The 25707-nt window shown below is 49.2% G+C and carries 34 protein-coding genes; 15 read left to right on the top strand and 19 right to left on the bottom strand.

The annotated features are described in order from the left end of the window. Positions 1 to 2 precede the first annotated feature (2 nt). Together KNO66_RS08085 and KNO66_RS08090 are read right to left on the bottom strand one after the other, a co-directional pair. Complete coding sequence (locus tag KNO66_RS08085) at positions 3 to 290, bottom strand: hypothetical protein (RefSeq protein WP_214741938.1); 288 nt, start codon at positions 288 to 290, stop codon at positions 3 to 5. Beyond that, positions 287 to 853, bottom strand: coding sequence for a zinc dependent phospholipase C family protein (locus tag KNO66_RS08090; RefSeq protein WP_214741939.1), 567 nt, complete (start codon positions 851 to 853; stop codon positions 287 to 289). The genes KNO66_RS08085 and KNO66_RS08090 overlap by 4 nt, the downstream gene beginning before the upstream one ends. A 115-nt stretch (positions 854 to 968) precedes the next feature. Between KNO66_RS08090 and KNO66_RS08095 the strand changes: the two genes are divergently transcribed. The 7 genes from KNO66_RS08095 to KNO66_RS08125 all read left to right on the top strand — a co-directional run bounded on the left by KNO66_RS08095 (position 969) and on the right by KNO66_RS08125 (position 4998). Continuing rightward, the gene (locus KNO66_RS08095) at positions 969 to 1496 is read left to right on the top strand and encodes a TetR/AcrR family transcriptional regulator (RefSeq protein ID WP_214741940.1); all 528 of its coding nucleotides are present in this window, start codon (positions 969 to 971) and stop codon (positions 1494 to 1496) included. Between the two features lies 1 nt (position 1497). Further along, positions 1498 to 1806 carry a DMT family transporter gene (locus tag KNO66_RS08100; RefSeq protein WP_214699873.1) on the top strand — a complete coding sequence of 103 codons (309 nt, stop codon included), beginning with the start codon at positions 1498 to 1500 and terminating at the stop codon, positions 1804 to 1806. Positions 1807 to 1817: 11 nt separating this feature from the next. Continuing rightward, positions 1818 to 2150 carry a DMT family transporter gene (locus KNO66_RS08105; RefSeq protein ID WP_214741941.1) on the top strand — a complete coding sequence of 111 codons (333 nt, stop codon included), beginning with the start codon at positions 1818 to 1820 and terminating at the stop codon, positions 2148 to 2150. Continuing rightward, positions 2147 to 2506: a nuclear transport factor 2 family protein gene (locus tag KNO66_RS08110; RefSeq protein ID WP_214741942.1), complete on the top strand. Its 360-nt coding sequence runs from the start codon at positions 2147 to 2149 to the stop codon at positions 2504 to 2506. Before KNO66_RS08105 ends, KNO66_RS08110 begins: the two co-directional genes overlap by 4 nt. 69 nt (positions 2507 to 2575) lie before the next feature. Continuing rightward, on the top strand, positions 2576 to 3175 hold the full coding sequence (locus KNO66_RS08115; RefSeq protein ID WP_214741943.1) for a short chain dehydrogenase: 600 nt from the start codon (positions 2576 to 2578) through the stop codon (positions 3173 to 3175). Between the two features lie 346 nt (positions 3176 to 3521). Continuing rightward, positions 3522 to 4493, top strand: coding sequence for an amidase domain-containing protein (locus tag KNO66_RS08120; protein ID WP_214741944.1), 972 nt, complete (start codon positions 3522 to 3524; stop codon positions 4491 to 4493). A gap of 49 nt (positions 4494 to 4542) precedes the next feature. Then, positions 4543 to 4998, top strand: a complete 456-nt coding sequence (locus KNO66_RS08125) for a hypothetical protein (RefSeq protein WP_214741945.1) — start codon at positions 4543 to 4545, stop codon at positions 4996 to 4998. 73 nt (positions 4999 to 5071) lie between these two features. Here the strand turns inward: KNO66_RS08125 and KNO66_RS08130 are convergent, their stop codons facing one another. From KNO66_RS08130 to KNO66_RS08150, 5 genes are all read right to left on the bottom strand, one after another. Beyond that, on the bottom strand, positions 5072 to 5833 hold the full coding sequence (locus KNO66_RS08130; RefSeq protein ID WP_078147521.1) for an ABC transporter permease: 762 nt from the start codon (positions 5831 to 5833) through the stop codon (positions 5072 to 5074). After that, on the bottom strand, positions 5833 to 6534 hold the full coding sequence (locus KNO66_RS08135; RefSeq protein ID WP_214741946.1) for an ABC transporter ATP-binding protein: 702 nt from the start codon (positions 6532 to 6534) through the stop codon (positions 5833 to 5835). Before KNO66_RS08135 ends, KNO66_RS08130 begins: the two co-directional genes overlap by 1 nt. A gap of 124 nt (positions 6535 to 6658) precedes the next feature. Then, a complete protein-coding gene (locus tag KNO66_RS08140) occupies positions 6659 to 7069 on the bottom strand; it encodes a WapI family immunity protein (RefSeq protein ID WP_214741947.1) in 411 nt (136 codons plus the stop codon). A 32-nt stretch (positions 7070 to 7101) separates the two neighbouring features. After that, a complete protein-coding gene (locus KNO66_RS08145; protein WP_214741948.1) occupies positions 7102 to 7506 on the bottom strand; it encodes a hypothetical protein in 405 nt (134 codons plus the stop codon). 390 nt (positions 7507 to 7896) lie between these two features. After that, positions 7897 to 8613 (bottom strand): GntR family transcriptional regulator, encoded by a 717-nt coding sequence (locus KNO66_RS08150; RefSeq protein ID WP_012727186.1) that lies wholly within the window; start codon positions 8611 to 8613, stop codon positions 7897 to 7899. 174 nt (positions 8614 to 8787) lie between these two features. Between KNO66_RS08150 and KNO66_RS08155 the strand changes: the two genes are divergently transcribed. Genes KNO66_RS08155 through KNO66_RS08175 form a run of 5 tightly spaced genes read left to right on the top strand, consistent with a single transcriptional unit; the run spans position 8788 to position 12730 of the window. Beyond that, a complete protein-coding gene (locus tag KNO66_RS08155; protein ID WP_214741949.1) occupies positions 8788 to 10107 on the top strand; it encodes a 6-phospho-beta-glucosidase in 1320 nt (439 codons plus the stop codon). Further along, positions 10104 to 11423, top strand: coding sequence for a PTS sugar transporter subunit IIC (locus KNO66_RS08160; protein WP_214741950.1), 1320 nt, complete (start codon positions 10104 to 10106; stop codon positions 11421 to 11423). The genes KNO66_RS08155 and KNO66_RS08160 overlap by 4 nt, the downstream gene beginning before the upstream one ends. Next, on the top strand, positions 11420 to 11752 hold the full coding sequence (locus KNO66_RS08165) for a PTS sugar transporter subunit IIA (protein WP_084156011.1): 333 nt from the start codon (positions 11420 to 11422) through the stop codon (positions 11750 to 11752). The genes KNO66_RS08160 and KNO66_RS08165 overlap by 4 nt, the downstream gene beginning before the upstream one ends. Next, complete coding sequence (locus tag KNO66_RS08170; protein ID WP_214741951.1) at positions 11749 to 12042, top strand: PTS sugar transporter subunit IIB; 294 nt, start codon at positions 11749 to 11751, stop codon at positions 12040 to 12042. The genes KNO66_RS08165 and KNO66_RS08170 overlap by 4 nt, the downstream gene beginning before the upstream one ends. Next, positions 12035 to 12730: a carbohydrate deacetylase gene (locus KNO66_RS08175; protein WP_214741952.1), complete on the top strand. Its 696-nt coding sequence runs from the start codon at positions 12035 to 12037 to the stop codon at positions 12728 to 12730. Before KNO66_RS08170 ends, KNO66_RS08175 begins: the two co-directional genes overlap by 8 nt. A 36-nt stretch (positions 12731 to 12766) precedes the next feature. On the opposite strand, the gene KNO66_RS08180 is transcribed toward KNO66_RS08175, so the two are convergent. Continuing rightward, positions 12767 to 13327, bottom strand: a complete 561-nt coding sequence (locus KNO66_RS08180) for an AAA family ATPase (RefSeq protein ID WP_078147530.1) — start codon at positions 13325 to 13327, stop codon at positions 12767 to 12769. 134 nt (positions 13328 to 13461) lie between these two features. Between KNO66_RS08180 and KNO66_RS08185 the strand changes: the two genes are divergently transcribed. Beyond that, positions 13462 to 14610, top strand: a complete 1149-nt coding sequence (locus tag KNO66_RS08185) for a hypothetical protein (RefSeq protein WP_214741953.1) — start codon at positions 13462 to 13464, stop codon at positions 14608 to 14610. An 11-nt stretch (positions 14611 to 14621) separates the two neighbouring features. Here KNO66_RS08185 and KNO66_RS08190 read toward each other — a convergent pair whose 3' ends face one another. Then, a complete protein-coding gene (locus KNO66_RS08190) occupies positions 14622 to 14786 on the bottom strand; it encodes a hypothetical protein (protein ID WP_214741954.1) in 165 nt (54 codons plus the stop codon). Between the two features lie 19 nt (positions 14787 to 14805). After that, complete coding sequence (locus KNO66_RS08195) at positions 14806 to 15030, bottom strand: YobA family protein (protein WP_214741955.1); 225 nt, start codon at positions 15028 to 15030, stop codon at positions 14806 to 14808. A gap of 119 nt (positions 15031 to 15149) precedes the next feature. Here KNO66_RS08195 and KNO66_RS08200 point away from each other — a divergent pair, with 119 nt between their 5' ends. Further along, entirely contained in the window at positions 15150 to 16025 is an 876-nt protein-coding gene (locus KNO66_RS08200) for a hypothetical protein (protein WP_214741956.1), read from the top strand. A gap of 35 nt (positions 16026 to 16060) precedes the next feature. On the opposite strand, the gene KNO66_RS08205 is transcribed toward KNO66_RS08200, so the two are convergent. From KNO66_RS08205 to KNO66_RS08240, 8 genes are all read right to left on the bottom strand, one after another. After that, a complete protein-coding gene (locus KNO66_RS08205) occupies positions 16061 to 16810 on the bottom strand; it encodes an SDR family NAD(P)-dependent oxidoreductase (RefSeq protein ID WP_214741957.1) in 750 nt (249 codons plus the stop codon). A gap of 113 nt (positions 16811 to 16923) precedes the next feature. After that, entirely contained in the window at positions 16924 to 18621 is a 1698-nt protein-coding gene (locus KNO66_RS08210; RefSeq protein ID WP_214741958.1) for a methyl-accepting chemotaxis protein, read from the bottom strand. Positions 18622 to 18819: 198 nt separating this feature from the next. After that, positions 18820 to 20664 (bottom strand): methyl-accepting chemotaxis protein, encoded by a 1845-nt coding sequence (locus KNO66_RS08215; RefSeq protein ID WP_214741959.1) that lies wholly within the window; start codon positions 20662 to 20664, stop codon positions 18820 to 18822. A 124-nt stretch (positions 20665 to 20788) separates the two neighbouring features. After that, entirely contained in the window at positions 20789 to 23527 is a 2739-nt protein-coding gene (locus tag KNO66_RS08220; RefSeq protein ID WP_214741960.1) for a hypothetical protein, read from the bottom strand. 124 nt (positions 23528 to 23651) lie between these two features. Then, positions 23652 to 23864 (bottom strand): DUF2922 domain-containing protein, encoded by a 213-nt coding sequence (locus KNO66_RS08225; protein ID WP_214741961.1) that lies wholly within the window; start codon positions 23862 to 23864, stop codon positions 23652 to 23654. A gap of 27 nt (positions 23865 to 23891) precedes the next feature. After that, positions 23892 to 24104 carry a hypothetical protein gene (locus tag KNO66_RS08230; RefSeq protein ID WP_214741962.1) on the bottom strand — a complete coding sequence of 71 codons (213 nt, stop codon included), beginning with the start codon at positions 24102 to 24104 and terminating at the stop codon, positions 23892 to 23894. A gap of 27 nt (positions 24105 to 24131) precedes the next feature. Beyond that, positions 24132 to 24272 (bottom strand): YvrJ family protein, encoded by a 141-nt coding sequence (locus KNO66_RS08235; protein ID WP_012727209.1) that lies wholly within the window; start codon positions 24270 to 24272, stop codon positions 24132 to 24134. A 68-nt stretch (positions 24273 to 24340) separates the two neighbouring features. Further along, positions 24341 to 24550, bottom strand: coding sequence for a hypothetical protein (locus tag KNO66_RS08240; RefSeq protein WP_214741963.1), 210 nt, complete (start codon positions 24548 to 24550; stop codon positions 24341 to 24343). A 319-nt stretch (positions 24551 to 24869) separates the two neighbouring features. Between KNO66_RS08240 and KNO66_RS08245 the strand changes: the two genes are divergently transcribed. Next, entirely contained in the window at positions 24870 to 25313 is a 444-nt protein-coding gene (locus KNO66_RS08245) for a MerR family transcriptional regulator (RefSeq protein ID WP_214741964.1), read from the top strand. A gap of 49 nt (positions 25314 to 25362) precedes the next feature. Here the strand turns inward: KNO66_RS08245 and KNO66_RS08250 are convergent, their stop codons facing one another. Next, a complete protein-coding gene (locus tag KNO66_RS08250; protein ID WP_214741965.1) occupies positions 25363 to 25704 on the bottom strand; it encodes a YxeA family protein in 342 nt (113 codons plus the stop codon). Between the last annotated feature and the right edge of the window lie 3 nt (positions 25705 to 25707).

The following is a 25707-nucleotide window of genomic DNA, read 5'->3' on the forward strand; positions in this document are numbered from 1 at the left end:
ACTCACGCCTCCGAAATCCCATTCGCCAACAGCAACAAGAAAATCCAAATCGACAATGGAATCATCAATCCAATCGTCGCAAGGATTGTGTATATTTTGATGACTTGATCTTTCCAAAACAATCCCCAAATCAATGTGACGAACAATCCGACATCAATCGCGACATATACCCAGATGACCATCATCAATTCGAGATTCGGAAACACCCGTCCGTTCAGCGTGAAAAAAGTGATGACCGTCAAGAGGAAGAGTCCGAGCGTCGCGTATAGCGGGGCAAATCGCTTGTTCATACGAGCATCGCCCGCTTCCGTTTGACCATCTCCAGGCAGCGGCGGACACACGTATCGACATAGCCATCGAACTGATGCGGCAAGAACATTGTGTACGTCCCCTCTTCTGTCATCGCCGCGTCCCGCTCGACTTTTTCGACCAGTTCAACGAACTTCGGATTTCCTTTCAAGCGTTCAAAATCGAACGTCCCGAGGCGTTTCGACAGCCGAGCATTATACGCATCAAAGTCCGCATAATAGGCTGCCTGTTTCTCTGGACTCTGTGCGATGACTTCCTTCAGCCAACTCTTATAAAACCCTTGCAACCATATCTCATCCGCGACAAGATGCGCATAGTAACCAAGTCGAAATGACATCTCCTCATCCTCACTATCACGCCAGTACTGTTCGAAATCGAGGCGACGCGACAAATCATCATGTCTCCCCGCATAGTAATGTGAATCCCCTTTTTCGGTCGTTGCGTCCGGCGCAAGACTTCCGAGCATAAATGCGACCTCATCCACCTCTGACAACGCTGGGAACATCTCGTTCGCGATGACGAGATGCATCAAATGCGAACCCATCACGACACCTCCTTTCCCACATTATTCCATCAGTCATTTCGCTAGACAACCTGAATCAATATTTGATAGGATGACTTTACTGAACGGTCAGTATAGTAAAGCGAGGTGTTTGATCATGAATAAAAAACAATTGTTGCTACAAACAGCCGCCCAGATGATTCGAGAGGACGGCATCAGTCAGTTGTCGCTCGAACGGTTGGCGACGAAAGCGGGCATCACAAAAGCCGGGGTCCTCTACCATTTCGACAGCAAGGCCAACTTGTTGCGTCAGATGAACGAGCTCGCCATCGAGACGTTCGAGAAACGAATCAGTGATCATCTCTCCGATGGTCCATATTCGTTCACCCGCGCCTATGCGCTCGCCACATTGGAGGATGTCGATCATGGAGACACAGACCTTGTCGCCGTCTTCATCTCCTCACAAGAAGATGCGACGAGCGAGTCGATTTGGAGCGACGTATCGACCGGTTGGAACGAGCGATTCGCTGCCGATGGGCCCGATCAGGATGCGATTTTAAAACTTCGTCTCCTCTGTGACGGCTTTTGGTTCGCCGTTCTTTATGGGTACAGTGAGTCGTTCAAGGACCGTGCGGCGACACTCATTCGGGAATCATGTGACGAGTTGGTTCAAGGAGGTTCGTAATATGGGATTCATCTATTTGGTCGGGGCCATCGCCTCGGAACTGTTCGGGTCGAGCATGTTGAAAGTGAACGCCACCTCGACGAGCCGACTTCCGATTCTCGGGGTCGCCTTCGGTTATGGGACAGCGTTTTATCTCTTATCACTTGCCCTCTTCACCATCCCGCTCAGCTTCGCCTATGCGTTTTGGAGCGGGGTCGGGACGGCGCTCACGGCGGTGATCGGTTTCGTCGTCTTCCGAGAACAGATCAGTCGTCAAAAAATTGCGGGGATCGGGCTCGTCATCATCGGGCTCGTCTTGATGAAAGTGTGAGGTGAATCGGCATGAAAGCCTATCTTTTACTGTTCTTTTCTATCGGATTTGAGGTACTCGGGACATCGATGTTGAAGCTGTCGGACGGATTCACGAATCTCGTGCCGAGTGCCGTCCTTTTGGTCAGTTTCGCCGCCTCGTTCACCCTCATGGGCATCGTGTTAAAGACGATTCCCCTCAGTATCGCCTATAGCATTTGGGCTGGACTCGGGACGGTGGCGACCGGACTCATCGGGGTGTTCGTGTACGGGGAAGTTCTTTCGGCGTTGAACGGAATCGGTCTCTTGTTGATCGTCCTCGGCGTCATCGTGATGAATCAACGAAGAGAGGAAGTCGTGACATGAACGAGTTGGCAGATCATCTTCAAACACTAGAAGAAGCGTTATTGACGACGGAAGTCAGGCAGTCGACGGAGCGATTGCGTGAACTGTTGACCGACGACTTCTTTGAAATCGGTAGCTCGGGACGTTTGCTGTATCAAAATTGGGATCAGACGACACTCCAGCTCGACCCGATCGAGGCGGAGTTATCCGAATTCACGCTGCATCCGTTGACGGAAGGTCACGTCTTGGTGACGTACCGTCTCGTTCAACCGAAACTAAATCGTGTGACACGTCGCAGCTCGATTTGGGTATTCGTGGACGGACGTTGGAAGATGCGATTCCACCAAGGCACGGTCGTCCCACCGGAGGCAACTTGATTGCCGAACATCCTCGTCATCCGCTACTCTGAAGTGGAATCTAAGCGTGACGAAAGGGGCAATTTTCACATGAAAATTTTACTCATCGGGGCAAGCGGCACGATCGGGCAGGCCGTCGCAAAAGAGTTGGAGAAAACACATACAATCATCCGGGCTGGGCGTAACGGGGCGGACGTGCAAGTCGATCTCACTTCTGAAGACAGCATCCGCCAGATGTATGAGACGGTCGGGCGCGTCGACGCGGTCATCAGCACGGCGGGCAGCACGCATTTCGGTCCACTTTCCGAAATGACGCCGGCGGATAATCAGAAGAGTATCGACAGCAAGATTAAAGGACAAGTCAACCTCGTCCTTCTCGGGCTCGATTATGTGAACGATGGTGGTAGCTTTACACTGACGAGCGGAATCTTGATGGACGACCCCATCAAAGAAGGCGCATCGGCGGCACTCGCGAACGGTGCCATCAAAGGATTCGTGACCGGTTCGGCGATCGAGATGCCACGGGGCATCCGCATCAACAACGTCAGTCCGAACGTCCTCGTCGAAGCACTCGATGCGTATGGTCCTTATTTCCGTGGTTACGAGGCGGTACCGGGTGAACGGGTCGCCCTCGCCTACGTGAAGAGCGTCGAAGGCGCGCAGACTGGACAGACGTACGAAGTGTATTAATCTTGAAGCATCTCCTCAGGAGGTGCTTTTTTCGTACCTTGCACTAAATTCATTTTTCATTCTTTACAAAAACCTTACCCTACAGAATTTATTTAATTTTGATAACACATTAAAATATAGTGTCATTTTTAATTTTATATATTCATATATTGATATTGTAGAGAAGATAATCAAAAGAAATACAATATTGGGATTAGGTACAAATTATACATTTTAATAGTTATTTGTTACTATAATCAACCAAAGTTGTATTAATTGTTATCGGATTGTAATATAATTGCTTTCGGATGCAGAATGAAAATGTTTCCATTATTTTTGAACAAAATAAAAAAAGGAGCATCAAATTATGAAAAGATTCTTTGCACTTCCTATTATGTTTGCTTTAATTCTAGGAACATTATTTTCTAGCAATAGCTCGGTATATGCTGGAGAACTAGAAGATATTACACTTAAAGAAATTGAACAGGTTTTAATTGATAACATGAAAAATAACAACATCGATATCGAATTAGGTACTCACGAGTATGTGGAATACCTAATGGCACAACAATTAGAACACCAAGATCAGTCATTACTTGTTCATCCTCAATATGAATCAATTAACTATTATATAGGAGAATACCTTTATCAATTAAGTTTGTTCCAATCTGATAACCCTAATGAATATATGGATACCCATTTCTTAAATATGACAATCGAAGAACTTAAAGAGAAAATTAAACTACGTAATGAAGAAGAACAACAAGTGGGCAGAGCATCGTATATCACAAAATCTGAACCATCTGATTTATCGGCGATGTCAACTTACAGTCCCTCTAAAGCTATAGTTTACGCAAAAGAATACGCAGAAAAAACTAACCCAAAATACAAACGATATAACTTAAATTGTACAAACTTCGTCTCACAAGCTATTCATGCTGGCGGGAAAGTGGAAAGCAAACCTTCCCCTGTAAATAAAGGAATGCTTGAAACTACAACATACTGGTTTAATGATAACTATATGGAGTGTAGCGGTTCGAACAGTTGTTACATGAGGGACAAAACCTCTACTTCATGGGTTCGTGTCACTGACTTTTATTCATATTGGACAAAAAAAGGTATGAAAACTGTAACAAGCACTAATCAAAGTACAATTATCAGCAATGCAAGTGTAGGGGATATTATTCAATTTAAAAATAGTAGTGGGTGGTATCACTCTGTAATTGTAAATCGAAAAGCCAATGGCACTATTTACATCGCTTCCAATACTTTAAATTATTACGATAAAAACTTTAAAGTGACTGATGCTGTATCTTATCGGGTAATCAAAATGCGATAAAATTAAAATATCTAACATAAAATATTTTAAAAGAACTGAGGAAAAGATCATGTGGAAAAACAAAAAAGTCATATACATTATTGTCCCCTTCGCTTTTCTTGTACTTTGGATAACATATTCAATCAATCAGCCCCCAAAATGGTTCGGACAATCAACGGATGGTAAATGGGAAGCGGACTTCAACAGTGAAGTGACTTCTCCAAAAGGGTATTGGAGCGGAAGAATCTATTCTGAACAGGACCACCGAGTTGAGGTCCAAACGATTGCTTTGAGTAAAAATGGTAAACTCATTCACGATTTAGATGTCAATGAAACCGTAACGAAGAACCAAGAAATTGAGTATCTGTCTACAACCAAAACATTTTCTGATAAACAGGATGAATATGTCGTTCAAGTAACTTGGAAAGACTCTAGTGGCACTTATCAAGATGTAATCCACTTATCCCCTCAAACAAGATATTTTGTTTTGCCGAAAGTCTTATTCGGTTCTCACTTGTCTTACTAACTTTTAATACACAAGAAATGGCTGGATGAAGAAAATAAACCTTCATCCAGCCATTTCTATATCTCTCCTATTTCTATTTCCGATAGGTCAGTCCGATATACTGCATCTTCTCGTTGAACAGACGTGGGTATGCGAGATAACCGACGAGCGTCGCCGAGATTGAGGCGGTCGTCAAAATCAAGAACAGGATCAAGAGTTGGTACAGGACCGCTTCCATCGGGTCTGCTCCCCCGATGATGAGACCGCTCATCATTCCCGGTAGTTGGACGAGCCCCATCGTCTTTTGCGCCTCGACAGTCGGAATCATGCTCGTGCGAATCGCATTCTTCAAGCTGCGGTCGATGGCCACTTTCGGTGTGCCGCCGAGTGAAAGAATGAGTTCGATGACGTCGTCGCTCCGCTCGACCTCGTCTTTGAACTTGTTCAAGAATAGGAGCGACAACACCATGCTGTTCCCGATGACCATCCCACTAATCGGAATGACCTTTTCCGGCTCAAATGGGATGATACCGAGCCCGAGCATGAGTCCCATCGTCAGCGCTTCGATCGTCACGAGCGTCAAGACGATGATCCACATGATGCCCGGAATCCCGTCCCCTTTCCGTCGGATATTTTGTGTCGCTGCGACAATCATGAGTAAAATCATCAACAGCATGAAGATCGGACTGTCGCTCTCAAAGACGAACGTCAGGATATAGCCGATGATCAACAGTTGAATGATGGAGCGGACGGTCGCAATGATAATATCACGCTCGAGTCCAAGTCGTAGGACGAGTGTCAAGGCGAGCGGGATGACGACGAAGATGAGCGCCGTCGCGAGTTCAATATATGACATCAATCTTCCCCCCTGACGAATCGTTGGATGACCGGATCGTCCGACTCATCGATGAACGATGCGTCCCCAAATGCAAGTAGTTCCCCGTTCTTCAAGAACCACATGTCGTCACTCACCCGCCGTGCCTGGTCGAGATCATGGGTAATCCAAATGACGGTCACGCCGTACGATTGTTGCAGTTTTCGAATGAGTCGCTCGATCTCTTTCACCGTCCGGTAATCAAGGCTCGCCGTGATCTCATCGAGCAAGAGCACGTCCGGTTTATTGACGAGTGTCCGCGCGATGGCGACCCGGCTCCGTTCCCCACCCGACAGTGATTTGATGGGTTGGTCGAGGAGCGCCTCACTCAAGTCGACGCGATGGAGCAATTCGGCAGCCCGGTCGCGGTCAAGTGTCTCGTCGAAGATGGCTTTCGGGAGATTCAAGTTGTCGTACACCGTCCCTTGAATCATCGGCGCGCTTTGGAACGCCATCCCAATTTTCTTTCGTAGCTCGAGGATGTCCATCTCCGCGATGTCTTCCCCTTTAAATAAAATCGTGCCCGTGTCCGGTGACAGCAATCCGTTGATATGCTTCAGACACGTCGTCTTGCCGGCGCCGCTCGGTCCGACGAACGTCGTGATCCGTCCTTCCCGGAACGTCCCGGACACATGGTGCAGGATGTCTTGATGACTCACATCTTTGAATTCAATGATTGACATGCTTCTCTCGCCTCCTGGTTCTAGTGTACAAAAAAGAGAGGATAAGGTGGTCCAGAATGCAGTCTGGAATCGGCTGTCCAAGAAAATCAATCATTAGCAGTTTACTGTTTCGGTATGTACATTTCTAAGGCAGAAATGGTGGAGGAAGGATTTGAGTCATTTCTTCTTTCAATTCCTCTTTGAATCTATTTATTTCACAATTATTCATATAAAAGATTAATTCACGTGGTTTACCTGTCTGGAAACGGAGCATGAACCTATAAAGAATTACCTCTTCACGTTCAATTGTCATACTAAAAATCGGTTCAACAGGATTGAGAATGAATTTGTTCAGTTCTCCATCTAACATGAGCGCAATTTGTGAAATCAGATATTCATACTCCGATTTCATGAGTAAAGCACCAAAAAAATGAAAACTCCCTCTCGATTCGACCGATAACGCTAACGTTGAAAAAATAAATGGATCGTCTTCCTTTTCTTCATATTTTCGAGGAAAGAGTTCAAAAAACAATCCAGCACGCTCTACAATCGCCATTCCTTACACCTTCTTTGCAAATAAAATCTATGCTAGATCATCTTTGTTATTGCTGGAGGATCAGCGGATAGCACTTCAATCACATCATTTGATGTAAGAAAAACATAGTGTTCCACTTCAACTATGCCCTCATACCGCTCCAAAGATTCTTGGGCAAACCATTCCAGATAACTAGAATTTTTCATTTTGAATAACGTCCAATTCCCGTACTCAAGATGTGCATAATGCTGATGCAGATGCTCTAACATCCTCAATCGTGAACCCTCATCCGAGTTTCGATAAGAAAGTACAAGACCATCAAACAGAAATGAATATTTCTGCCCTTCGGTTTCGCCCCTTAAGATAATTCGCAAAGAATCTCCATCGTCCAATAGTGACTCTTTGTACAGACGTGCCGGCATAGACTCTAACGGAATCCATTTTTCCCATTCATTCATCTAGCTTCCCCCACTCGTCATTCATTCACTTGAATTTATTCTCTTCGATCTTTTGAGAGAATTCCCAACCCTAACAGTAAGAGACCTAAAATTAACACACCAACAAATGTAGTTACGGTCATATTTCGTCACCTTTCGAATCATGTCATCTGTTACAACATTCGAGTTATATTTTGAAATCCCTTGTCCGTCTAATGTGTTCATTTCCTACTCATTTCCTTGATAAACATAGTCATCTCAGAACAAAATGAACATGTTTATCGCGTTTAAACATGTTCATTTATCCTTAAACATAGTCATTTCCACTCAAAATGACCATATTTCTTTTTGTTACAGGTTAAACGAACAAAGCGCTCGACCGTTTCCATACGAAACAGTCGGGCGCTTTTGTTAATTATAATCCCGTTCGATGACGAAGCTCGTCTTGTCCCCGCGGAAGTAGGAGCGTGAGTATTCAATCGCTCGTCCCGACTCATCCTCTGTCACCGTCTCGATATGGAAGCACGGCGACCCGAGTGGACAATCGAGGAGTGCACTCACCTTCTCGTCAGCTAAGGCAATCTCCAGTGCTTCCGTCGTCTTGGCGACATGGACGTCGTGGACCTCGGCCAGTGTGCGGAAGAGCGAATGCTCAGCCTGTTCCTTCGTGATCCCCGGTGCAATCTGCCATGGGATGAACGAGACCTCATACTGCGTCGGTTCCCCGTCCGCATGACGGATCCGCTCAATCTTTTGAATCGGCGCATTGTCTTCCGCTTCAAATACCGAAGCGATTTGACCAGATGCCGAGATGACCGAGATGTCGATCAAGGCGACTTGCCCACGTTTCCCTTGAACGGCAAGTTGGGCCGCATAGTTGTTCGGCGTATACGACAACGTTTGTTGTACTTTCTTCCCGGCGACGAACGTCCCGCGACCTTGTTGACGGACCAGATACCCTTCCGTCGTCAACTGATTGAGGGCACCCCGTACCGTCGTGCGGCTCACATCGAACTCTTCACAAAGCGCGTACTCGGTCGGAAATTTTTCCCCTTCTTTATAGTGCCCACTCTTGATGCGGGACAACAGTTCATCCTTGATTGCGGTTTGGAGCGTCGATTGCGACATACCTCCATCTCCTTTACGTTGGGTTGGTTCCTTTATTGTGATACAGCAAGCATACAAATGCAAATACAAAAACTTATTTGTATTATTTGTATTTTTTATATTGCGGTAAGTTGTATCATTTGTTATATTTGTTACGACAAAAAGAAATCGCTTTCAAAAGGAGGAGTTGGCACTATGGCAGTCAAGGTCGTCATCATCGGCGGTGGGTCCAGTTACACCCCAGAAATCATCGAAGGATTGATTGATCGACAGGCAACGTTCCCCGTTCGGGAGATCGTGCTCGTCGATATCGAAGAAGGGAGGGAAAAACTAGAGATTGTCGGTCGTCTCGCTCAGCGGATGATTGAAAAGGCAAACGCCGAGATCACACTCAGTTGGACGCTCGATCGAAGAGCCGCACTCGTCGGCGCAGATTTTGTATCCACACAGATTCGGGTCGGTGGACTCAAGGCACGCGCGCTCGATGAACGCATCCCGCTCAAGCATGGCTTCATCGGGCAAGAGACGAATGGCGCAGGCGGATTATTCAAAGCGTTCCGTACTATCCCCGTCTTGATCGACTTGGCAAACGAAGTCGCCGAGATTTGTCCGGACGCCTGGCTCGTCAACTTCACCAATCCGGCGGGCATCGTCACCGAGGCCGTACTCAAGCACTCATCTCATAAGAAGGTCATCGGTGTCTGCAACATCCCGTTCAACATGCGAAACTCGGTCGCTGAGATCCTCGAGACGCCTGTCGAACGAGTCGCGATTGAATTTATTGGATTGAACCACTTCGTCTTCGGCCGTCACGTATGGGTCGACGGCGTGGACCGGACGAGTGACGTCCTCGCCTCGCTCAACGCAGGCAACGACTATTCGCCGGCGAACATCGTCGGGCTCGGTTGGAGCGAATCGTTCCTATCGTCACTCGGTATGTTACCGAACCCGTATCATCAGTACTACTTCCAGACGAAAGATGTGTTGAAGAAAGACCTCGAAGCGTACGAACAAAACGGCACCCGTGCCGAAGTCGTGCAAGAAGTCGAGGCGCAGTTGTTCGAGAAATACAAAGACGTCGATCTCGCCGTCAAACCGGAAGAGCTTGAAAAACGTGGAGGCGCCTACTATTCAGACGCTGCCTGCAATTTGATGGACTCGATTTACAACGACCGCGGTGACATCCAGACGGTCAACACGCTCAATAACGGCACGATTCGGGATTTACCAGATGACGCGGTCATCGAAGTGAACGCCGTCATCACAAAGTCAGGTCCTCGCCCCGTCTCCATCGGCGCGTTGCCACTACCGATCCGTGGGCTCATCACCAACTTAAAAACGTTTGAACAGCTCGCTATCCAGGCGGCTGTATCCGGTTCTTACGAGGACGCCTACCTTGCCTGCCTCATGAACCCGCTCATCCAGGACGAGAAACGGATTGATCCGCTTCTTAAAGAGCTGTTCACAGCGCACGAGGCGTACTTACCCCAATTTAAGAAGGAGGTTTATTCATGAACAAGTTTATTGAAATCGCGGGACGCATCGGGTCCCAAAGGCACTTAGTCGCCATCCGTGACGGATTCGTTTCCGTCATGCCACTCATCATCGTTGGGTCGCTCGCGGTCCTCATCAACAACTTCCCAGCCGTCAACATCGGTGGTCTCTCACTCGACTTCGTCGGATCGATGAACAGTATGTTTGGCGAAGGCAACTGGCAAGGACTCGGTGGTAGTATTTGGAACGCGTCCTTCGCGATACTCGGGCTCCTGATCGCCTTCTCAATCGGGTATAACTTGGCCCGTTCATACGGGATTGACGGGCTCGCGGCGGGGATCTTGTCGCTCGCTTCGTATATCATGCTCGTACCGGTCACTGAAGACTGGGGTCTCAACTTCGCATGGCTCGGCGCACAAGGACTCTTCGTCGCCATCATCGTATCGATTGTCGTCACAGAAATGTTCCGCTACCTCATCAATACGAAACTGACGATCAAGATGCCGGAAGGTGTACCAGGTGGGGTCACCCGTTCATTCCAAGCGCTCATCCCATCGATGATCATCTTGACGGTCGTCGCAGGATTCCAGCTCTTCATGACGCTTGTCGTAGAACTCAGTGTATTTGAAGTCATCTTTAAAGCAATTCAACAACCGCTCCAAGGATTCGGCGACTCACTCCCCGCTGCCTTGCTCATCGCCTTCTTGAACCACATCCTTTGGTTCTTCGGGCTTCACGGGACGAACATCATCGGCTCGGTCATCGAACCGGTCTATCTCCCGCTCATCGAGCAAAACTTGGCTGCCTTCCAAGCCGGAACGTCAGCGTTTGATGTACCGTACACAGTCACAAAACCATTCTTGGATGCATTCGTCTTCATGGGTGGATCGGGTACGACGTTCGCACTCTTGCTCGCCATCTTCATCGTCGTCCGCAAACAACGGAATCACCCGTATCATCAAGTCGCCAAACTATCGACACCAGCTGGACTCTTCAACATCAACGAACCGGTCATCTTCGGTCTTCCGATCGTACTGAACCCGATCATGCTCGTACCGTTCATCTTAGTGCCGGTCACGCTCACGATCATCTCGTACGTCGCGCTCTCGACAGGCATGGTTCCGAAGACGGTCGCCATCGTCCCTTGGACAACCCCACCGATCATCAGTGGCTATTTGGTCACAGGCGGTAGCGTCCGCGGTGTCTTGCTTCAAATCGTGAACTTGTCGATTGCGACAGCGATGTATATTCCATTCGTCATGGCAGGAGCGAAGGCGATGACAGCCGAAATCAATAAAAATAAAGCTGCGACTGAGGAAGGAGAAAAGATTTCGTGAAAACCGAAACCATTCAAGAACTCTCATTTATGATTATCTTACATGCCGGAAATGCACGCTCATCTGCATTTGAGGCCATCGCTGCCGCGAAACGCGGTGAAGCGGACGAAGCGGCGGCAAAGTTGAAAGAAGCCGATGCGGCCTTCTTGGACGCACACAAACTACAAACGGAGCTGTTACAAGAAGAGGCACGGGGGACGACGAGCGACATGAGCGTCCTCCTCGTCCACGCGCAAGACCATCTCATGACGGCGATGACCGTGAAAGAGCTCGCCGTCGAAATGATTGACATGATCACCCGTTTGAATCGATTGGAGGAAACGACATGAACATCTTACTCGTCTGCTCGGCAGGAATGTCGACATCAATCTTAGTGGAAAAAATGCGGAAAGAAGCTGCCTCACGTGGACTCGACGCATCCATTGACGCGATTCCAGAGTCGCGCTTGAAAGAACAGTCGAACGTCGACGTCATTTTGATCGGACCTCAAGTCCGCTATCTCGAAGGTAAAATCAAGTCGTCTGTCGACGTACCCGTCGCGGTCATCGACAACATGGCGTACGGGATGATGAAAGGTGACCTGGTCCTCGACCAGGCACTCGGTCTCGTCAATGCCTAAAACGTTCGTCCTGGTCAACGCTGATGATTTCGGATTGACGACAGGTGTGAACGCCGGCACCTTGGAGAGTCATCTAAATGGAATTGTCAATTCGGCGACGATGATCATGAACGGGTATGCCGTCGAGGAAGCGGTCCGGCTCGCGAAACAACATCCGTCGCTCCGCGTCGGGGTCCATCTCGTCTTGTCTTGGGGCAAACCGCTCGCCGATACGAGTGCTCCCCTCACGAAAGAAGACGGCACGTTCCGCTACACGAGCCGTTTCTTGACCGAGACACCACCTGACCCGGAGCTCGTCTATCTCGAGTGGAAAGCCCAGATCGAGGCGTTCCTTGCGACCGGACTTCCGCTCGACCATCTTGACAGCCACCATCACATTCACGGATGGTGGGCACTGCAAGAGGTGATTGTCCGTCTCGCAAAAGAATATGACACGACGTTTCGGGCCTTAACGACTCTTGGGACACGCCGGGACTTGTGGGTGACCGAACGGTTCAGTGATCAGTTCTATGCGGACGGCGTCTCCCATGCGACCCTCGACGCCATCGAACCAGGTGAATCCATCGAAGTGATGGTCCATCCGGCCGACCTCGATGATCGTCTTCCAAGCGTCACGTCTTACCTCGAGCCACGCCTCCTCGAAAAACAGGTGTTGGTCGATTATGAACGCCCCGACTGGTGGGCATGACAAAAGCGGGTTCCCTTTCACGGGGACCCGCTTTTGTCATAGGTCGAACGCTTGTTGAATCTGGGCCGCCGTCTCTTCCGGACTTAAGTTCGTGTTATCGATCCGGAGATAGTGCTCGACGTCTAATTCCCCCGGACGTGAGTTCAATCGATACATCGTCGCCGTCTGCTTCAGTTCCGCCTCGGACCAGGCGATGTCGCGCTTCGACGGTTTATGGGCAAGACGGTTCTCCGTCGTATTGCGCGCGAGCCGCTCTTCCATCTCGGCCTCGAGCTCGACGTAATAGATGTCCGCCCCATGTGACTCGAACAAATCCGTCACCTTCTTCACGTAATCCCAGTCCTCCTGCATGTCAAACGCCCAGACGAACGTGAAAATCATGCCAGGTAAATCACTCTTGGCGACCGATTCGAACAGTTCTTGACGAAAGTGTTGGACGAGTCGCTTCCCTTCCGGCGTCCCGTAATTGAAGAACGGTCCGACAAGGTCGATCGTCATATGGTTATGGAATAATTTCAGTCCGGTTTTGTCGGCGAGCGCCTGCCCGACCGTCATTTTGCCGACGGCTTGTGGACCAAATAAGATGATGAATTTCATTGGATTTCCCCCTATATCTTTTGAAGATTTTATCATGTGACGTATAATGTGTGACCCCTCCAAAATATTTGTTTACCTCTTTCCAAATGAAGGAATAAGCATAGCATCGAACTTTATGGAAAGAAGGTGCCCCCGTGACTTGTCCCCACTGCGGAAAGAAGACACGATCGAAAACGATCTGTCCGACGTGTGGCCGCCGCTCACGTCGCACGATTTGGTTATTTGCCGTCCCATTCGCTATCGCACTTATTGCCTTTGTCACCTTCATTGGAAATGCCTATTTCACGGACATGTTGCGTTCGACCGACTCGCTCGCCGATCAGGTCAACTTGCCGATCGGGGAAGAAACGGTGTCCGCTGACGAAGCGACACCAGTCGACTTCGAGCTGTTGCAAGAGAGCCTCTTCACCGTCAGTTACGGGACGGGATTTTTGGTGAGCTCACGTGATGTCGTCACAGCCGCCTCAAATGTGGCCGGATTGACGAATATCATCATGCATCATGACGGGGAGGCCGTGTCCGGCACCGTCGTCGGTCGCACGAATCTGATCGCTGTCATTCGAATCGAAGAGACGGAGAACACCCCGTTCACCCTTACACAAGCCATTGCCGCAGAGAACGAGACATTGACGACCTTAACCATGAAAGAACGTATCAATGGCACAGTCACATTCGCCGAGAACGGCTATAGCCGAAACTTTGAATTGCCACGTCATGCGTATGGCAGTCCGCTCCTTTCGGCATCCGGGCGAGTCGTCGCCATCCATTTGCGTGGGATCGCCTTGCCGACCGCATTATTTGAACAGGACATCCGGACGTTCATCGCAAAAGATGCACCGGCACCGCCGCCTATCGAACTCGCACCGGTCGAACCGATCAAACCGGATTTGACCGAAGAACCGGTCGTCGTTCCGGAAGCACCCCCTATTCCCGAGGCGCAACCTGTCATCCCACCTGTCACTGAACCGGAAGCACCGGTCGAGGAAGAAGTCGAAGAAGAGGTCGTGGAAGAAACGGAGCCGACGACACCGGAAGTGACGCCGGAAGAACCTGCAGAACCACCGAGTGAACCAGAGGAACCGACGGATCCACCGGAAACAGAAGAACCGATTGAAGACGATCCACCGGTAACCGAGCCTGAGGAACCGACCGAACCGGAAGAGCCAACGGAACCAGAAGAACCGACGACGCTCGAACCAAATGGAGAGGATGACTCGATCGTCGAAGACAATCCGGAAGAACCGGTTGAAGAGGAAAACGACACAAGCACTCCATCCGAATGATGGAGTGCTTGTTATTCGTCACGTGTGAAACGCCGTTGGAGATTGCCGAGCACCGCTCCTAGCGCAAGAAGCAGAATCGACAACGCCCAAAACGGGAGCGCATCTTGCAATAACCAGACGACGAGGGCACTGAAGCCAATCACGGCTCCGAGCCATAAAAAATTCCGTTGTCCCATGTCCTTCACCTCGTCCTCATCATAACACAACGATTCGATATGCCGTTGTTTGTGGCGGCAAGGAACGCGTCAAACGTTCGTCATGCTCGATTCGAACTCGTTGCCCGACAAGAAGCGGTGTCTCGTCCAAAAGAAGTCTCGTCACATGAAACACGATGCCATCAAACGGTTCCGCCTCCCGTGTCGGCGTGACCCGGATTTTCTCCTCCATCACTTCTGCTACATATCCCGAGAACGTCGCCATGCCGTCCCCCTCCTTTCCATCCCATACTTTCCATTTCCCGTTTTTGCAAAAGATGCTACTCCCTCGTTTCGAGAACAAGTATAATAGAGCCACACCAGTACTTGTGAGGAGGACACCCTATGACACAGACCATCGATTTACACACCCCAGAGTTCCAGCGCACGTTCCTTGAGATGATGCTCCTCGCAGAATTAACAGAAGCTTATAACGCTGAAGCCATCAATGAAATGGCGACACGGGGCGAGACTGCGTTCCCGGATGACCCATTCTTCCCGGCCATGCGCGCTTATCCATACATTCGAGAAGGTGACACCGAGTCAGCAAAACCTTGGCTCGATAAAGCGAGCGCGCTCGGCGATCACTACATCCTTCATATGTTGAAAGGGTACGTCAGTGAAGACACCGGATTCACGTTCGAAGCGGAACAACACTTTCTCCGTGGCGTCGAACGCTATCCCGACGTCCCAATCGTGCATCGCGCCCTTGCCGTCCACTACTTCGACCGCAAGTTCCATGGCGAGGCCGGTCTTCATATCATGAACTATGTCCGGCTTGCCGGATTCGGCCCGGACACCGTCCCGATGTTGCTCGAATTTTTCCAAGTGTTTGACGACATTCCGCTCGATATGGTCGATGAACTGATGAAGACGGCGAGCGGTTACTTAACATTAAATCCGCATGACCCGCATGCCCATTCCCTATACGCGTCCATGTGTAGCCATCGTTTCGCTGCACTGACGGCCGAGTTAAAGGACGATGACCCGCTGACCGACGAGATGATTTGGATGCTCCTTGAAGTCGAGAATCACGGGATGTGGAGTGCGACTTATGATCGTAGTGAAGAACGGATGTTCCGCCATATGTTCGCGGAATACGTCGACAACGTCATCCTGCCAAACACGTCACAACTCTATGTGTGGCGCCTACGGTTGCGATATTTGACACGTCGCCTGACACACCGCTTCACGGGTGGTTACTCTGTACCGATGTCATGAAAAAACATCACGCCAGCACGGCGTGATGTTTTTGTTTATCCGGCATATGGTTTAATCGGTCCGCGTAAGCTGAACGAGTAATCTTCCGGGTCGACAATCCCAACGACTTCATCCCCTTCAAGCAAGTCATATAGGAACTCTGCCATCTCGCGCGCCGTATGATACTTCGCGACGTTCTCGCTATAGTCGAACCCTTCCGTATCGCGAGCCCGGTCCGCGAAGCTCGTCTCCGTCGCGGCCGGCGCGAGTACTTTCGCCCGAAGTTTGGCTCCACCCTGCTTCAACTCTTGCGCAAGCCCTTCCGTATACGCACTGACGAAGAACTTCGTCGCACAATACGTGACCGAGTTTGGGACGATCCGATATCCCCCGACAGACGACACGTTCAATAGTTGCGCCCCTTCGACGTCATGATAATCGCGGACATATAGACTCGACAAGACGGTGAGCGCTTCGATATTCAGACGAATCATATTCTCGATTTTACCGAGGTCGACGTCTTTGATGAGATCCGCATCCCCGAATCCGGCGTTGTTGATCCACGTCTCGATGTCGAGATCCGCGAGCGATTCATATAAACCGTACACGTTCTCGCTATATGACAGGTCGGTCGATTTGATGATGACGTCACTATCCGACGAGATGGATTTGATCTCATCACGTAACGACTCGAGCTCTTCTTTTCGTCTTGCGACGAGCACGAGCGATTTTCCCTTTTCGGCGAGCAACTTCGCTGTCTCATAACCGATTCCTGAACTGGCTCCTGTAATGACGGTATACTTCATATTCATCCACTCCTTTTTGTCGTTTACCTTGTTGTTCATTCCCTACTTTTTAGATGATGAATCGTTTCGATGTGAACGAAAAGCCCTGACTCCGAAGAGACAGGACTTTCATCTTATGTCGTGAATCGACCAATCAACGTCTGCAGATCACTCGTCATGTTCCCGAGCGACTCGGCGATCCCGTTCAACTCTTGAATCATCGCAAGTTGGGCGTCAGCTGTCTCACCGACCGTACGCATCGTGTCGGCCATCCCTTCACTGTCTTGTGACATTTGAAGAGAGGACGTCGCGACTTGTTTCGTCGTTTCTGCAATCTCATGCGAGGCGATCCGGATATGTGACGTGTTGTCGACCGATGTCTCGAGCTGACTGACAATCTGTTCGAATGCGCGTGTCGCTCGTTCAAGCAACAACGTGTTCGTCTCGACGCGTTTCGCACTGACGACGTGTTGGTCGAGAACGGCGTTCGATTGTGCCTGAATCGACTCGATCAACCCAGCGATTTGTGTCGCCGACTGTTTCGACTGCTCGGCAAGTTTACGTACTTCTTCTGCGACGACGGCGAACCCTTTCCCTTGTTCACCGGCACGTGCTGCTTCGATGGCCGCGTTCAATGCCAATAAGTTCGTCTGGTCGGTGATGGATTGGATGACCTCGGTGATGAGGGCAATCTCGTCAGACTGTTGCTTTAGTGCCGAAATCGATTCTCCCGTCCGACGTGTCTCCCGCTCGAGTGCGAGCACCTCGTCTTTCGCCTGAGCCATCGTCGCACCACCTTCTTCGGCGAGCTTCAAACTCTGTGACACGTCATCGTCAATCGAGCCGATGGATCCGGCAATTTGACCGATGCCTTCATCTGCTGCTGCGACCGCTTGCGACGTCCCCGTCGCTTCTTTCGCCTGCGCAATCGTTTCGTCCACGATTCGGTCGATGAGACGGGTCGTTTCCTCCGTCTGCGACGCCATCTCTTCCGTGCTCGCATACAGTTCTTCCGATTGTGCCGTGATCTCCTGTGCGTTTTGGGTGACACGGTCAATCAGTTCACGCAAATTGCCTTTCATGCGGTTGAAGCCGGTCATCAATTGTCCGATTTCATCTTGCGTGAGTGCCTGAAGGTCCTCACGTGTCAAATCCCCTTCTGCCACCACGTCCACTTCTTTTGCTAAGAAACGGAGCGGTGCCGTCACCATATGGCTGATAGCATATCCGGCGCCCATCGTCAGGACGAAACTGATAACGGCGATGATGACTGAGTACCAAAAGGCACGCTGACTCGCTTCTTGGAGTTCCGTTTGCATCGTAAGCATCTTCTCTTCCGTTTCGGCCTGCAATGCTTCACCGGTCGATGCGATCGATTTCGTCACGTCCGGCATGAGACGGAACACTAAACGATCGATTGCTTCTTGGTCTTTTGAGTCGATTGCCGTGATGGCTTGAACGGCCATATCGTCATACCCATTCGCATATTCAAGTAATGATTCAAATTCTTTTCGTTCGGACTCGTTGTCCGCGAGTTCGATCAACGATTCGATGGCAACTTTCTTTTCTTCGCCACCCCGGTTAATTTGTTGTTTTCGTTCATCGTCTTGTATAAGGAGATACCCACGTACCCCATATGCCTGGCGGACCATCCCGAGTGCCAAATCGTCCGCTGCTTTCATTTTCATGACATCGTTTGAAATCATGTGTTCATACTGACTTGTCATTCGATCGAGCGTCCACAGATTATAGGCCATCCCGACCAATGTCAGAACCAGGATCAAGCCGACACTTGCCATGATTTTTTTTGATAACGTCCATGTGTTCCACATCTTTTTCACGTACTACGAGGAGTCCTCTCCTCTTCCACCTCTTTTTCTTTCTATTTTAAGTACTGCCATTTTTATATCGGACGCAACAGCCTAATTTGTACCAACAATTTGAAATTCATTTGTGTATTGACCTATCTTTTTATTTTTTTAGGGCACATATAAAAAAGAACCAGACAGCTGTCCGGTTCTGATACGTGCTTATAGTTTGAATTGTGCCACACGATTCGAGAGTTCGGTCGCCCGTTTCTCCGTTTCGCCCATCTTCGCCTGAACATCGTTGAAGCGTTCGACTGAAAGTTGGACTTTCTCTGAGATGGACTGCGTTCCGTCCGCGCCTTCTGTCACGGTCGTCGCTACTTCCTGGATGACCCCAAGAATGTTGTCCGTCATATGGCGAAGCTGGAGCGCATTCCCTTCGAACGTCTTCGCCGTCTCACCGAACACCGTCGCATCCTGTTCATATTGCGTCGCAGATTCTTCAAGTCGATCATAGTCGGCCATGACTTTCGTGTTGAGGAACGTCAACATGTCTTCCGAACTCGCATTGAGTCGTTCGACCGAATCAATGACCGTGTTCGACACGTCGCGAATCTCGTTGACCGTCTGACGTGAGTTTTCTGCCAGCTTGCGAATTTCGGATGCGACGACCGCGAATCCACGACCCGCTTCCCCTGCCCGTGCCGCTTCAATCGATGCATTCAAGGCGAGCAAGTTCGTCTGGTCGGCAATCGCTAGAATCGCCGTCGTCAAGACGCGAATCTCTTCGACTGACTGTGCTCCTTTGATTGCTTCCGCCAATTCGACTTGTTTCTTCTCGATAATTGTCACTGCTTCCGTCTTCGAGACGACGGCTTGTTCACGCATTTGGTGAGCCCGCGTCTCGACACGGTTCGCTGTTTCGGCACTTTCATTAGATAAGTCGACGATTGAATCGATCGAACTACCCATTTCTGTCGTCGAGGCACTCATTTCTTGCGATGAAGCTGCCGTTTCTTCCATACCAGCCGTCAATTCTTCGACCGTTCCCGACGTTTCTTCCATATAGTGACTGAGTCGTGTCACTTCGGCTGATACATCTTTAGAAGACGAGAGAACGACTTTTGCCGTCTCATCGACATCGATCATGATCTCGCGAAGTGTACCGAGGAACGTGTTGAACGAACGACTGACTTGCGCGATTTCGTCATTCGACGTGACGGGAATCGTCATCGTCAAATCCCCACCTTGCGTCGCAAGTTCATCGAAGCGTGTCTGGAGCGTTTGCATCGGTCGGATGATTGAACGTAACAAACTGAGACCTAGGAATAAGAGAATCGCCACAGCCCCGACCGTCACGGCAATCAATGCCATGAGGGACTGCATAAATTCACGTTCCATGTCTTTCCCGACGCGTTGTGACCCTTCTGAGTTGTAATCGACGAGGTTGCTTAATTTTTGTGTAAAGTTATCATACGTCGATTTCGACTGCGCATCATAGTATGAGCGTGCCATACCCGTGTTGCCTGTCGAACTGAACGTCAACATATTGTCCGAGACGCGTTGATACATTTCCCATTGCCGCGAGAAGTTTGTAAAGAGTTCCTTATCTTCTGCGTTTACGGCCCGCGCTTCGTACTTCGGCGCGATGGTATTGATTTCATCCCGAATCTCTTTCATCTGCGCCATGAGCTCTTCCTTCTTCGCCGCATCCTCTGAGACGATATGATCGAGCTCGAGCGTGCGATAGTTCGCAGCGAGCGTATTGAGTTCGTGGGCGTAATCGAGCCCTTTGTTCCAGTTATTGACGATGTCGTCCGCTTGACGGTTCGCGTCACTCATTGAAAATAGCGCGTAACCGCCGACGCCAATGACCATGACGAGTGAGATGAGGACGAGTCCCCACAATTTTTGACGAATCGTCAAATTCTTCCCGACATTCGTTCCGAAAGATGCCGTGCGTTCACGCTTCTCTCCGCGCTTCCACTTGAGTGTCGGTTTCCACGTCCATGTCGGTTTTCGTTTGATCCGGCTCAGTGCCTTAGACCATGTTGATTTCCATGCCATCTATGTATTCCCCTCTCAATCATGCAGTGTTTCCTATACTATCGACAATTTTCAGAAAATAATGAAGGGGATTGACCAAACTTAAAAAAGGCGACTCAAACTGCAAGAGTCGCCTTCAAATTATTCAATACACAGATTTAGTTGTTTGATTCGTTCGATTCGCAGGTGTCACGACTTTGAATGTCAGTTTTGTGCCACGTCGCTGCGTTCCGATATAGACGTTGGTCGTTGTCGAGCCGATGGACTTTTTGGCGACCAACTTACTGCCGTTGTAGACATACAGCGTGCCATACGGAACGTTCGTACGCACTGCTACCGATTTAGTCGTCGAACGGATGGTCCCCGTGCTGATGGTTGGACGGATACCCGACTTGACGATGACTGATTTCGCATCGCGATGAATTCCCGACTTCGCCTCGAAATAGAGCTTCGTCCCGGCACGTGGACGGCTGAACGTGAGCGTATACGACCCACTCGCATTCGATTTCGTCGTTGCAATGACTTTCGAACCGTTCTTTAGCGTCACGGTCGCATTCGGCAACGTCTTGCCGACCCGTTTCGTCTGTTCGTCCGTCAACGTCACCGATGGAATCGTCGCACTCGGTAACTTATATGTGAGCGTCCTTTTCTTCGACCCGTATGCAGAATAGATGACGACCGTCGTTCCCGGTTTTGCCGAAATATGATATCGGTTCGTCCCGACCATACGTGAATAGAATGAAGTGCCGCTCGGCGTCTTGTAGTGGATATAGGTATCGGTATTTGGATCTTGTGCCAGCGTAAACGTCGCAGATGATGACGTAAGGAGTACATCCTTCACCGCTAACACTTTCGGTGTGTCACTCGTTACTTTTTGCTCGAGCGTCTTCGTGTACTCTGGAAGGAAGCTCGCAACGAGTTTGATTGTCTGGCCTTCGCGTAGCGGTTCTTTCAAGTTGATGACGTTGAGACCTTTCGTCAAGCGTTTCGCCGATTCGGCTCTACCATTACGAGAAACAGCGAGAACCGGGTCTAACTTGTCATTATATACGGTAATCGTCGTGTCACCTGTTTTCGGTGGTTTTGTCCACGTGAAAGATGGGATTGGATAGATGTCAGTCACATAGGCCATCTCGTAGGGACGTTCCGTTCCTAGAATTCTGAAGAAGACCGGATAATACAACGGCTGGCTTTGATCAAATGTCGTCAATTGCGCCACACCCTGTTCATCTGCCTGCACTTCTTTCACTTTATATTCTGTCTTCGAGTTGATTTGGCGGACTTCCATTTTCGCGTGAGGAACCGTCTGTACGGATATCCCTTCCATTCGTGTAGATGTCAAAACCTTCGTCGGGTCCGTGACAACCGGTTGTTTAAGAACGACTTTCTGTTTGACCGATGCCTCTGTTGCTTGACGGTAATCTCGCGAGTCGGAAGCAAACAACTCTATTGTCTGCCCTCCCGTGATGATGCCCCTCGAGAGCGTGAAGCGTCCGGTTTCATCCGCCTGGACAGAGCCTGAACATGTGCTGTACAGCTCTTTTTCACAGAAGAGATACACGGTGGCATTCGGCGCCGTTGTTCCTGTGATGTCTCCGACCGCCCCATATTTGAAAGTAGTGTCCAATTGAAGCGGAAGCTGTTTGACCGGTTTGTAGGAGTTCCAATGGTCCAGCATGGCGAAGCTGACCTTAGTGGAGAACGATTGATCAAATGATGGAATCGTATAGTCTTCTTCGAACGGTTGCGCCGACTCGATTCGTGTCACATCCGTCGGCAATTCAGCAACAGGCACCTTATGTTCGGTCCCATCAACGGTTGTGATGGTCACCATGAGTTGATAGGCATGATTCAGCCACGTATGTCCTTCTTCCGAGTTGCCAGTAGCTTTTAACCACGTGTACATTTCTTTCGGCTTTTGCCCGAAACGTTCGATTGGCAACAACCACTGGTCGTCTTGTACGAAGTATCCATTCTCGATTAAATCGAACTCGCTATTCGTGTTGCGCGTGCGCAAGCTCGTCTCTGTGATGCGACCTTCCGCTAAATCAATTGTGACCATCGAATCATCAAACGTTACACCATAGTAGAGTCCATCGTGATAAACCAGTGATGTGAGATCATAACGGATCTGCCTGTTCAAGTTGAGCGTTTGAATCGTTCGGGTTGCGAAATCGTAAACGTATAAATGATTGGAGCCTTTCATGAAGAGTCGATCGGTCTTCGACTCAAAATTGATAGACAATGATTCATTCGGATATGTCGTTTTTCCTAGCTCCTCTCCCGTCTCAAGTGATAGGTGTGTGATCGACTTGTCAGAGGTATTGAATGCAATCAATTCATCAAGGTTCGTCCCTAATAGGAAACGTTGTCCTGAAATGAGTGGGTACGTTTTTTTGACCGTTCCATTCAGATCTGTCAACGCCCACTCGTTTTTGTACGAATCACGCCAGAGCATCACGTCTCGGCTGGCATCATACGAGACGAGTTCCGCCCGATGTGGTGATTCCAAAGAGTCGATTCGAGATGTCGTTCCGTCTCGTTGGACACGGATGAGGGGTTGATCATATTGGGGAACGGCAATCCATTCCTGTCTGTCTAGACTGGCGATCCACGAGCGGACGCCTCCGTAGCTCCCCTCGTCACCAGATGAATGCGTCGTTAAGTTCCCGGGAAAGTCGATAACGACAGTGGACTGAATTCTCGGGTTATGCAGTCGCGTCTTCCCGTCCTGATAATCTAGATAAAATGGTGATTGCGGGATCACTTTTATCGTTTCTTCAAGTTGCGTACCTGCCTCGATGACAGAAGCAGCCCATGCCTCCTGCCTTGGCACCACAAGCAATATCATCAATAGCATGATGGCATATAAAAATCGTTTCAACTTTTTACAAACCCTTCCTTAATTTATTTATTTTTTGCTACTTTAAATATAATTGTTAATTTTGATTTTTGAAAGATAATTATGTAAATAAAAAGAAGCATCGCGATGGCGATGCTTCTCGACCTTATTTCTCACTCAATACCGTCTGCGTACCTTCAATCATCTTGATTTCGGTCCATTCCATCACGTTCTTCGCGAGTGGGTCGTTGGCGACGATGAAGTCGGCGAGCGCTTCTACTTTCTGAGCATCGACCGGTTGTTTCACGTTGTTCAAGCGGAAGCGTACGACCTTATGGAATGTATCTAAAAATGAGATTTCAAGTTTTGTGTCAGTCATGGATGATTCTCCTCCTTAGGGTGTGGGTTAGACTAAATCGTATTCACGGATGATGCCAAGGTCCGCGTCCTCTTGAATGACGAGGTCGATCATGAGGCGGCCGAACGCATCGACCGTTTCTGCTGTGAGATCCGCACGAATCGGACCGAATCGTTGTGCTTTTTTCGTCGGTTTTGCCGTTTGTAGGTCATGGTGTGTCGTCAAGACGAGTGTTGCTTTCTTTTCAGTTAAGACAGCCATAGGGGGATGGCTCCTTTCGATAGGGGATTAGGTTTCTGATACGGTCGAGGTATCCATTCGCTCGAGCAGTTGGATCATGCGATCGAGCTTCGTCTCAATCCGATGCAGTAAGTAGAGCGAGACGACGATGGGGAACCCGAGATTTGAGATGAGCTCGGGCCAACTCATGTAACCACCTGCTCATCGTGCCGGGGACCGGCTGTTAGACGAGTGAGGTTGTTCATAAGTCCTCCCTGTTAATACACTAGAAATTCCTGGGCCACGATGTAGGTAGCGGATTCCACATCAATCAGTGCCTTGATCAAGTCACCGAACTGTTTCATCCGCGCCTCATCCATTTGACTTCCGAGCGGTCCGTAGCGAACGAGTTGTTTTTTCTCTTTTCCGTCGACTTGTCGCCGGGTGTCCAAATAAAACATCGTCGCTGCTTCTCGATAAGCTGCCATCTGTCTCACCTCCTTCGCCCTTATTAACCGCTTTCACGATGAAAGTGCTCATTCTATTTTTCTATAACAATAAGTGACGATAGTCCTAAATTGTCTGAATTTTTATTCATTTTTCAAATTTTGACTGCTTCTCTTGAGTTTTCATACCAATTAGGGTATCTTAATGTTCGGCAGACAACGTTCAAAAATACGTCAAAAGTCCCACGAATCATTCCCCCTCTTTGAAAAAACTGTCAGTTAAATTCTTGTAAATGGGGTACGATACGTAGGAGGGCATTTTTGAAACAACCAGTCAGTCTTGAAGAAGGAGATTTATCATATGAACAGCCTAGACATCTCAAGTATCATTTCTATTCCTTCCGCTCAACACGACTTCGACCAAGCCGACCTGACGTTTTCAGCGACCGAATGGGACACATACCGACCGGAGCAAGGAAAACCAATTTCGTATAAAGAACAACATTTGATTGTTTATCCGCTCAAGGAATTGAGCCGCGCTTTCAGTGTGGCCGGCATCCCGCGTAGCCAACAGCAGTTAATCAAATGGGAGACAGATAACGTCTTGCCACCGACCCCATTCACGTTCGGCCGGAAGCGATTCTATACGGAAAATCAGATTCGTACCATTGTCGACATCGCATTGGAATGCGGATTGCGCCCACGAACACATGTCAAAAAGACGAACTTCTCTGAATTGGCGCATCATGAATTAACGTACATATTAAAACTCGAACTAAACGCCTATGAGGCGCCTGTCGTCTGAACAGACAAAAGCCATCCGCCATGAAGGTCATGACGAATGGCTTTTTTACTCACTTTTCAGTGATCGACTGCGGCACGTCCGAACGGGACACTTCCTCGTATGAGGTAACCGTGTCTCCATCTTTCACATAGAGGCGTAAGTACGCCCCTTCCCGAAGTTTGTTCGCGGCCGTGAAGGTGATTTCCCTCGCCTTCCCATCAGACGTGAAAGCAGGTTGCGTGTATACGTATCGCTTCATCACGTCACCGTTCTCGAGTGTCGTCTCTTCCACATCAGACACCGCTTCTACTTTGACGAACAGGGTGTCTTTCCCAATTCGATTCCAATCCACCTGCGTTAGCCCTCCGATCAATACAATCGAAACTATTGCAATTCCAATCCATTTTTTCATATT

The sequence above is a fragment of the Exiguobacterium sp. s48 genome (genome assembly GCF_018617395.1).
GTDB lineage: Bacteria > Bacillota > Bacilli > Exiguobacteriales > Exiguobacteriaceae > Exiguobacterium.

Coding starts and splice junctions, on each gene's coding strand:
- KNO66_RS08195 (WP_214741955.1), bottom strand. CDS start 15,030: ATGGCGACGTTCTCGGGATATGTAGCAGAAGTGATGGAGGAGAAAATC.
- KNO66_RS08095 (WP_214741940.1), top strand. CDS start 969: ATGAATAAAAAACAATTGTTGCTACAAACAGCCGCCCAGATGATTCGA.
- KNO66_RS08245 (WP_214741964.1), top strand. CDS start 24,870: ATGAACAGCCTAGACATCTCAAGTATCATTTCTATTCCTTCCGCTCAA.
- KNO66_RS08200 (WP_214741956.1), top strand. CDS start 15,150: ATGACACAGACCATCGATTTACACACCCCAGAGTTCCAGCGCACGTTC.
- KNO66_RS08225 (WP_214741961.1), bottom strand. CDS start 23,864: ATGACTGACACAAAACTTGAAATCTCATTTTTAGATACATTCCATAAG.
- KNO66_RS08115 (WP_214741943.1), top strand. CDS start 2,576: ATGAAAATTTTACTCATCGGGGCAAGCGGCACGATCGGGCAGGCCGTC.
- KNO66_RS08125 (WP_214741945.1), top strand. CDS start 4,543: ATGTGGAAAAACAAAAAAGTCATATACATTATTGTCCCCTTCGCTTTT.
- KNO66_RS08210 (WP_214741958.1), bottom strand. CDS start 18,621: ATGTGGAACACATGGACGTTATCAAAAAAAATCATGGCAAGTGTCGGC.
- KNO66_RS08145 (WP_214741948.1), bottom strand. CDS start 7,506: ATGAATGAATGGGAAAAATGGATTCCGTTAGAGTCTATGCCGGCACGT.
- KNO66_RS08170 (WP_214741951.1), top strand. CDS start 11,749: ATGAACATCTTACTCGTCTGCTCGGCAGGAATGTCGACATCAATCTTA.
- KNO66_RS08230 (WP_214741962.1), bottom strand. CDS start 24,104: ATGGCTGTCTTAACTGAAAAGAAAGCAACACTCGTCTTGACGACACAC.
- KNO66_RS08105 (WP_214741941.1), top strand. CDS start 1,818: ATGAAAGCCTATCTTTTACTGTTCTTTTCTATCGGATTTGAGGTACTC.
- KNO66_RS08235 (WP_012727209.1), bottom strand. CDS start 24,272: ATGAGTTGGCCCGAGCTCATCTCAAATCTCGGGTTCCCCATCGTCGTC.
- KNO66_RS08130 (WP_078147521.1), bottom strand. CDS start 5,833: ATGTCATATATTGAACTCGCGACGGCGCTCATCTTCGTCGTCATCCCG.
- KNO66_RS08140 (WP_214741947.1), bottom strand. CDS start 7,069: ATGGCGATTGTAGAGCGTGCTGGATTGTTTTTTGAACTCTTTCCTCGA.
- KNO66_RS08120 (WP_214741944.1), top strand. CDS start 3,522: ATGAAAAGATTCTTTGCACTTCCTATTATGTTTGCTTTAATTCTAGGA.
- KNO66_RS08215 (WP_214741959.1), bottom strand. CDS start 20,664: ATGGCATGGAAATCAACATGGTCTAAGGCACTGAGCCGGATCAAACGA.
- KNO66_RS08110 (WP_214741942.1), top strand. CDS start 2,147: ATGAACGAGTTGGCAGATCATCTTCAAACACTAGAAGAAGCGTTATTG.
- KNO66_RS08090 (WP_214741939.1), bottom strand. CDS start 853: ATGGGTTCGCATTTGATGCATCTCGTCATCGCGAACGAGATGTTCCCA.
- KNO66_RS08150 (WP_012727186.1), bottom strand. CDS start 8,613: ATGTCGCAATCGACGCTCCAAACCGCAATCAAGGATGAACTGTTGTCC.
- KNO66_RS08175 (WP_214741952.1), top strand. CDS start 12,035: ATGCCTAAAACGTTCGTCCTGGTCAACGCTGATGATTTCGGATTGACG.
- KNO66_RS08205 (WP_214741957.1), bottom strand. CDS start 16,810: ATGAAGTATACCGTCATTACAGGAGCCAGTTCAGGAATCGGTTATGAG.
- KNO66_RS08180 (WP_078147530.1), bottom strand. CDS start 13,327: ATGAAATTCATCATCTTATTTGGTCCACAAGCCGTCGGCAAAATGACG.
- KNO66_RS08190 (WP_214741954.1), bottom strand. CDS start 14,786: ATGGGACAACGGAATTTTTTATGGCTCGGAGCCGTGATTGGCTTCAGT.
- KNO66_RS08085 (WP_214741938.1), bottom strand. CDS start 290: ATGAACAAGCGATTTGCCCCGCTATACGCGACGCTCGGACTCTTCCTC.
- KNO66_RS08250 (WP_214741965.1), bottom strand. CDS start 25,704: ATGAAAAAATGGATTGGAATTGCAATAGTTTCGATTGTATTGATCGGA.
- KNO66_RS08155 (WP_214741949.1), top strand. CDS start 8,788: ATGGCAGTCAAGGTCGTCATCATCGGCGGTGGGTCCAGTTACACCCCA.
- KNO66_RS08135 (WP_214741946.1), bottom strand. CDS start 6,534: ATGTCAATCATTGAATTCAAAGATGTGAGTCATCAAGACATCCTGCAC.
- KNO66_RS08160 (WP_214741950.1), top strand. CDS start 10,104: ATGAACAAGTTTATTGAAATCGCGGGACGCATCGGGTCCCAAAGGCAC.
- KNO66_RS08100 (WP_214699873.1), top strand. CDS start 1,498: ATGGGATTCATCTATTTGGTCGGGGCCATCGCCTCGGAACTGTTCGGG.
- KNO66_RS08240 (WP_214741963.1), bottom strand. CDS start 24,550: ATGGCAGCTTATCGAGAAGCAGCGACGATGTTTTATTTGGACACCCGG.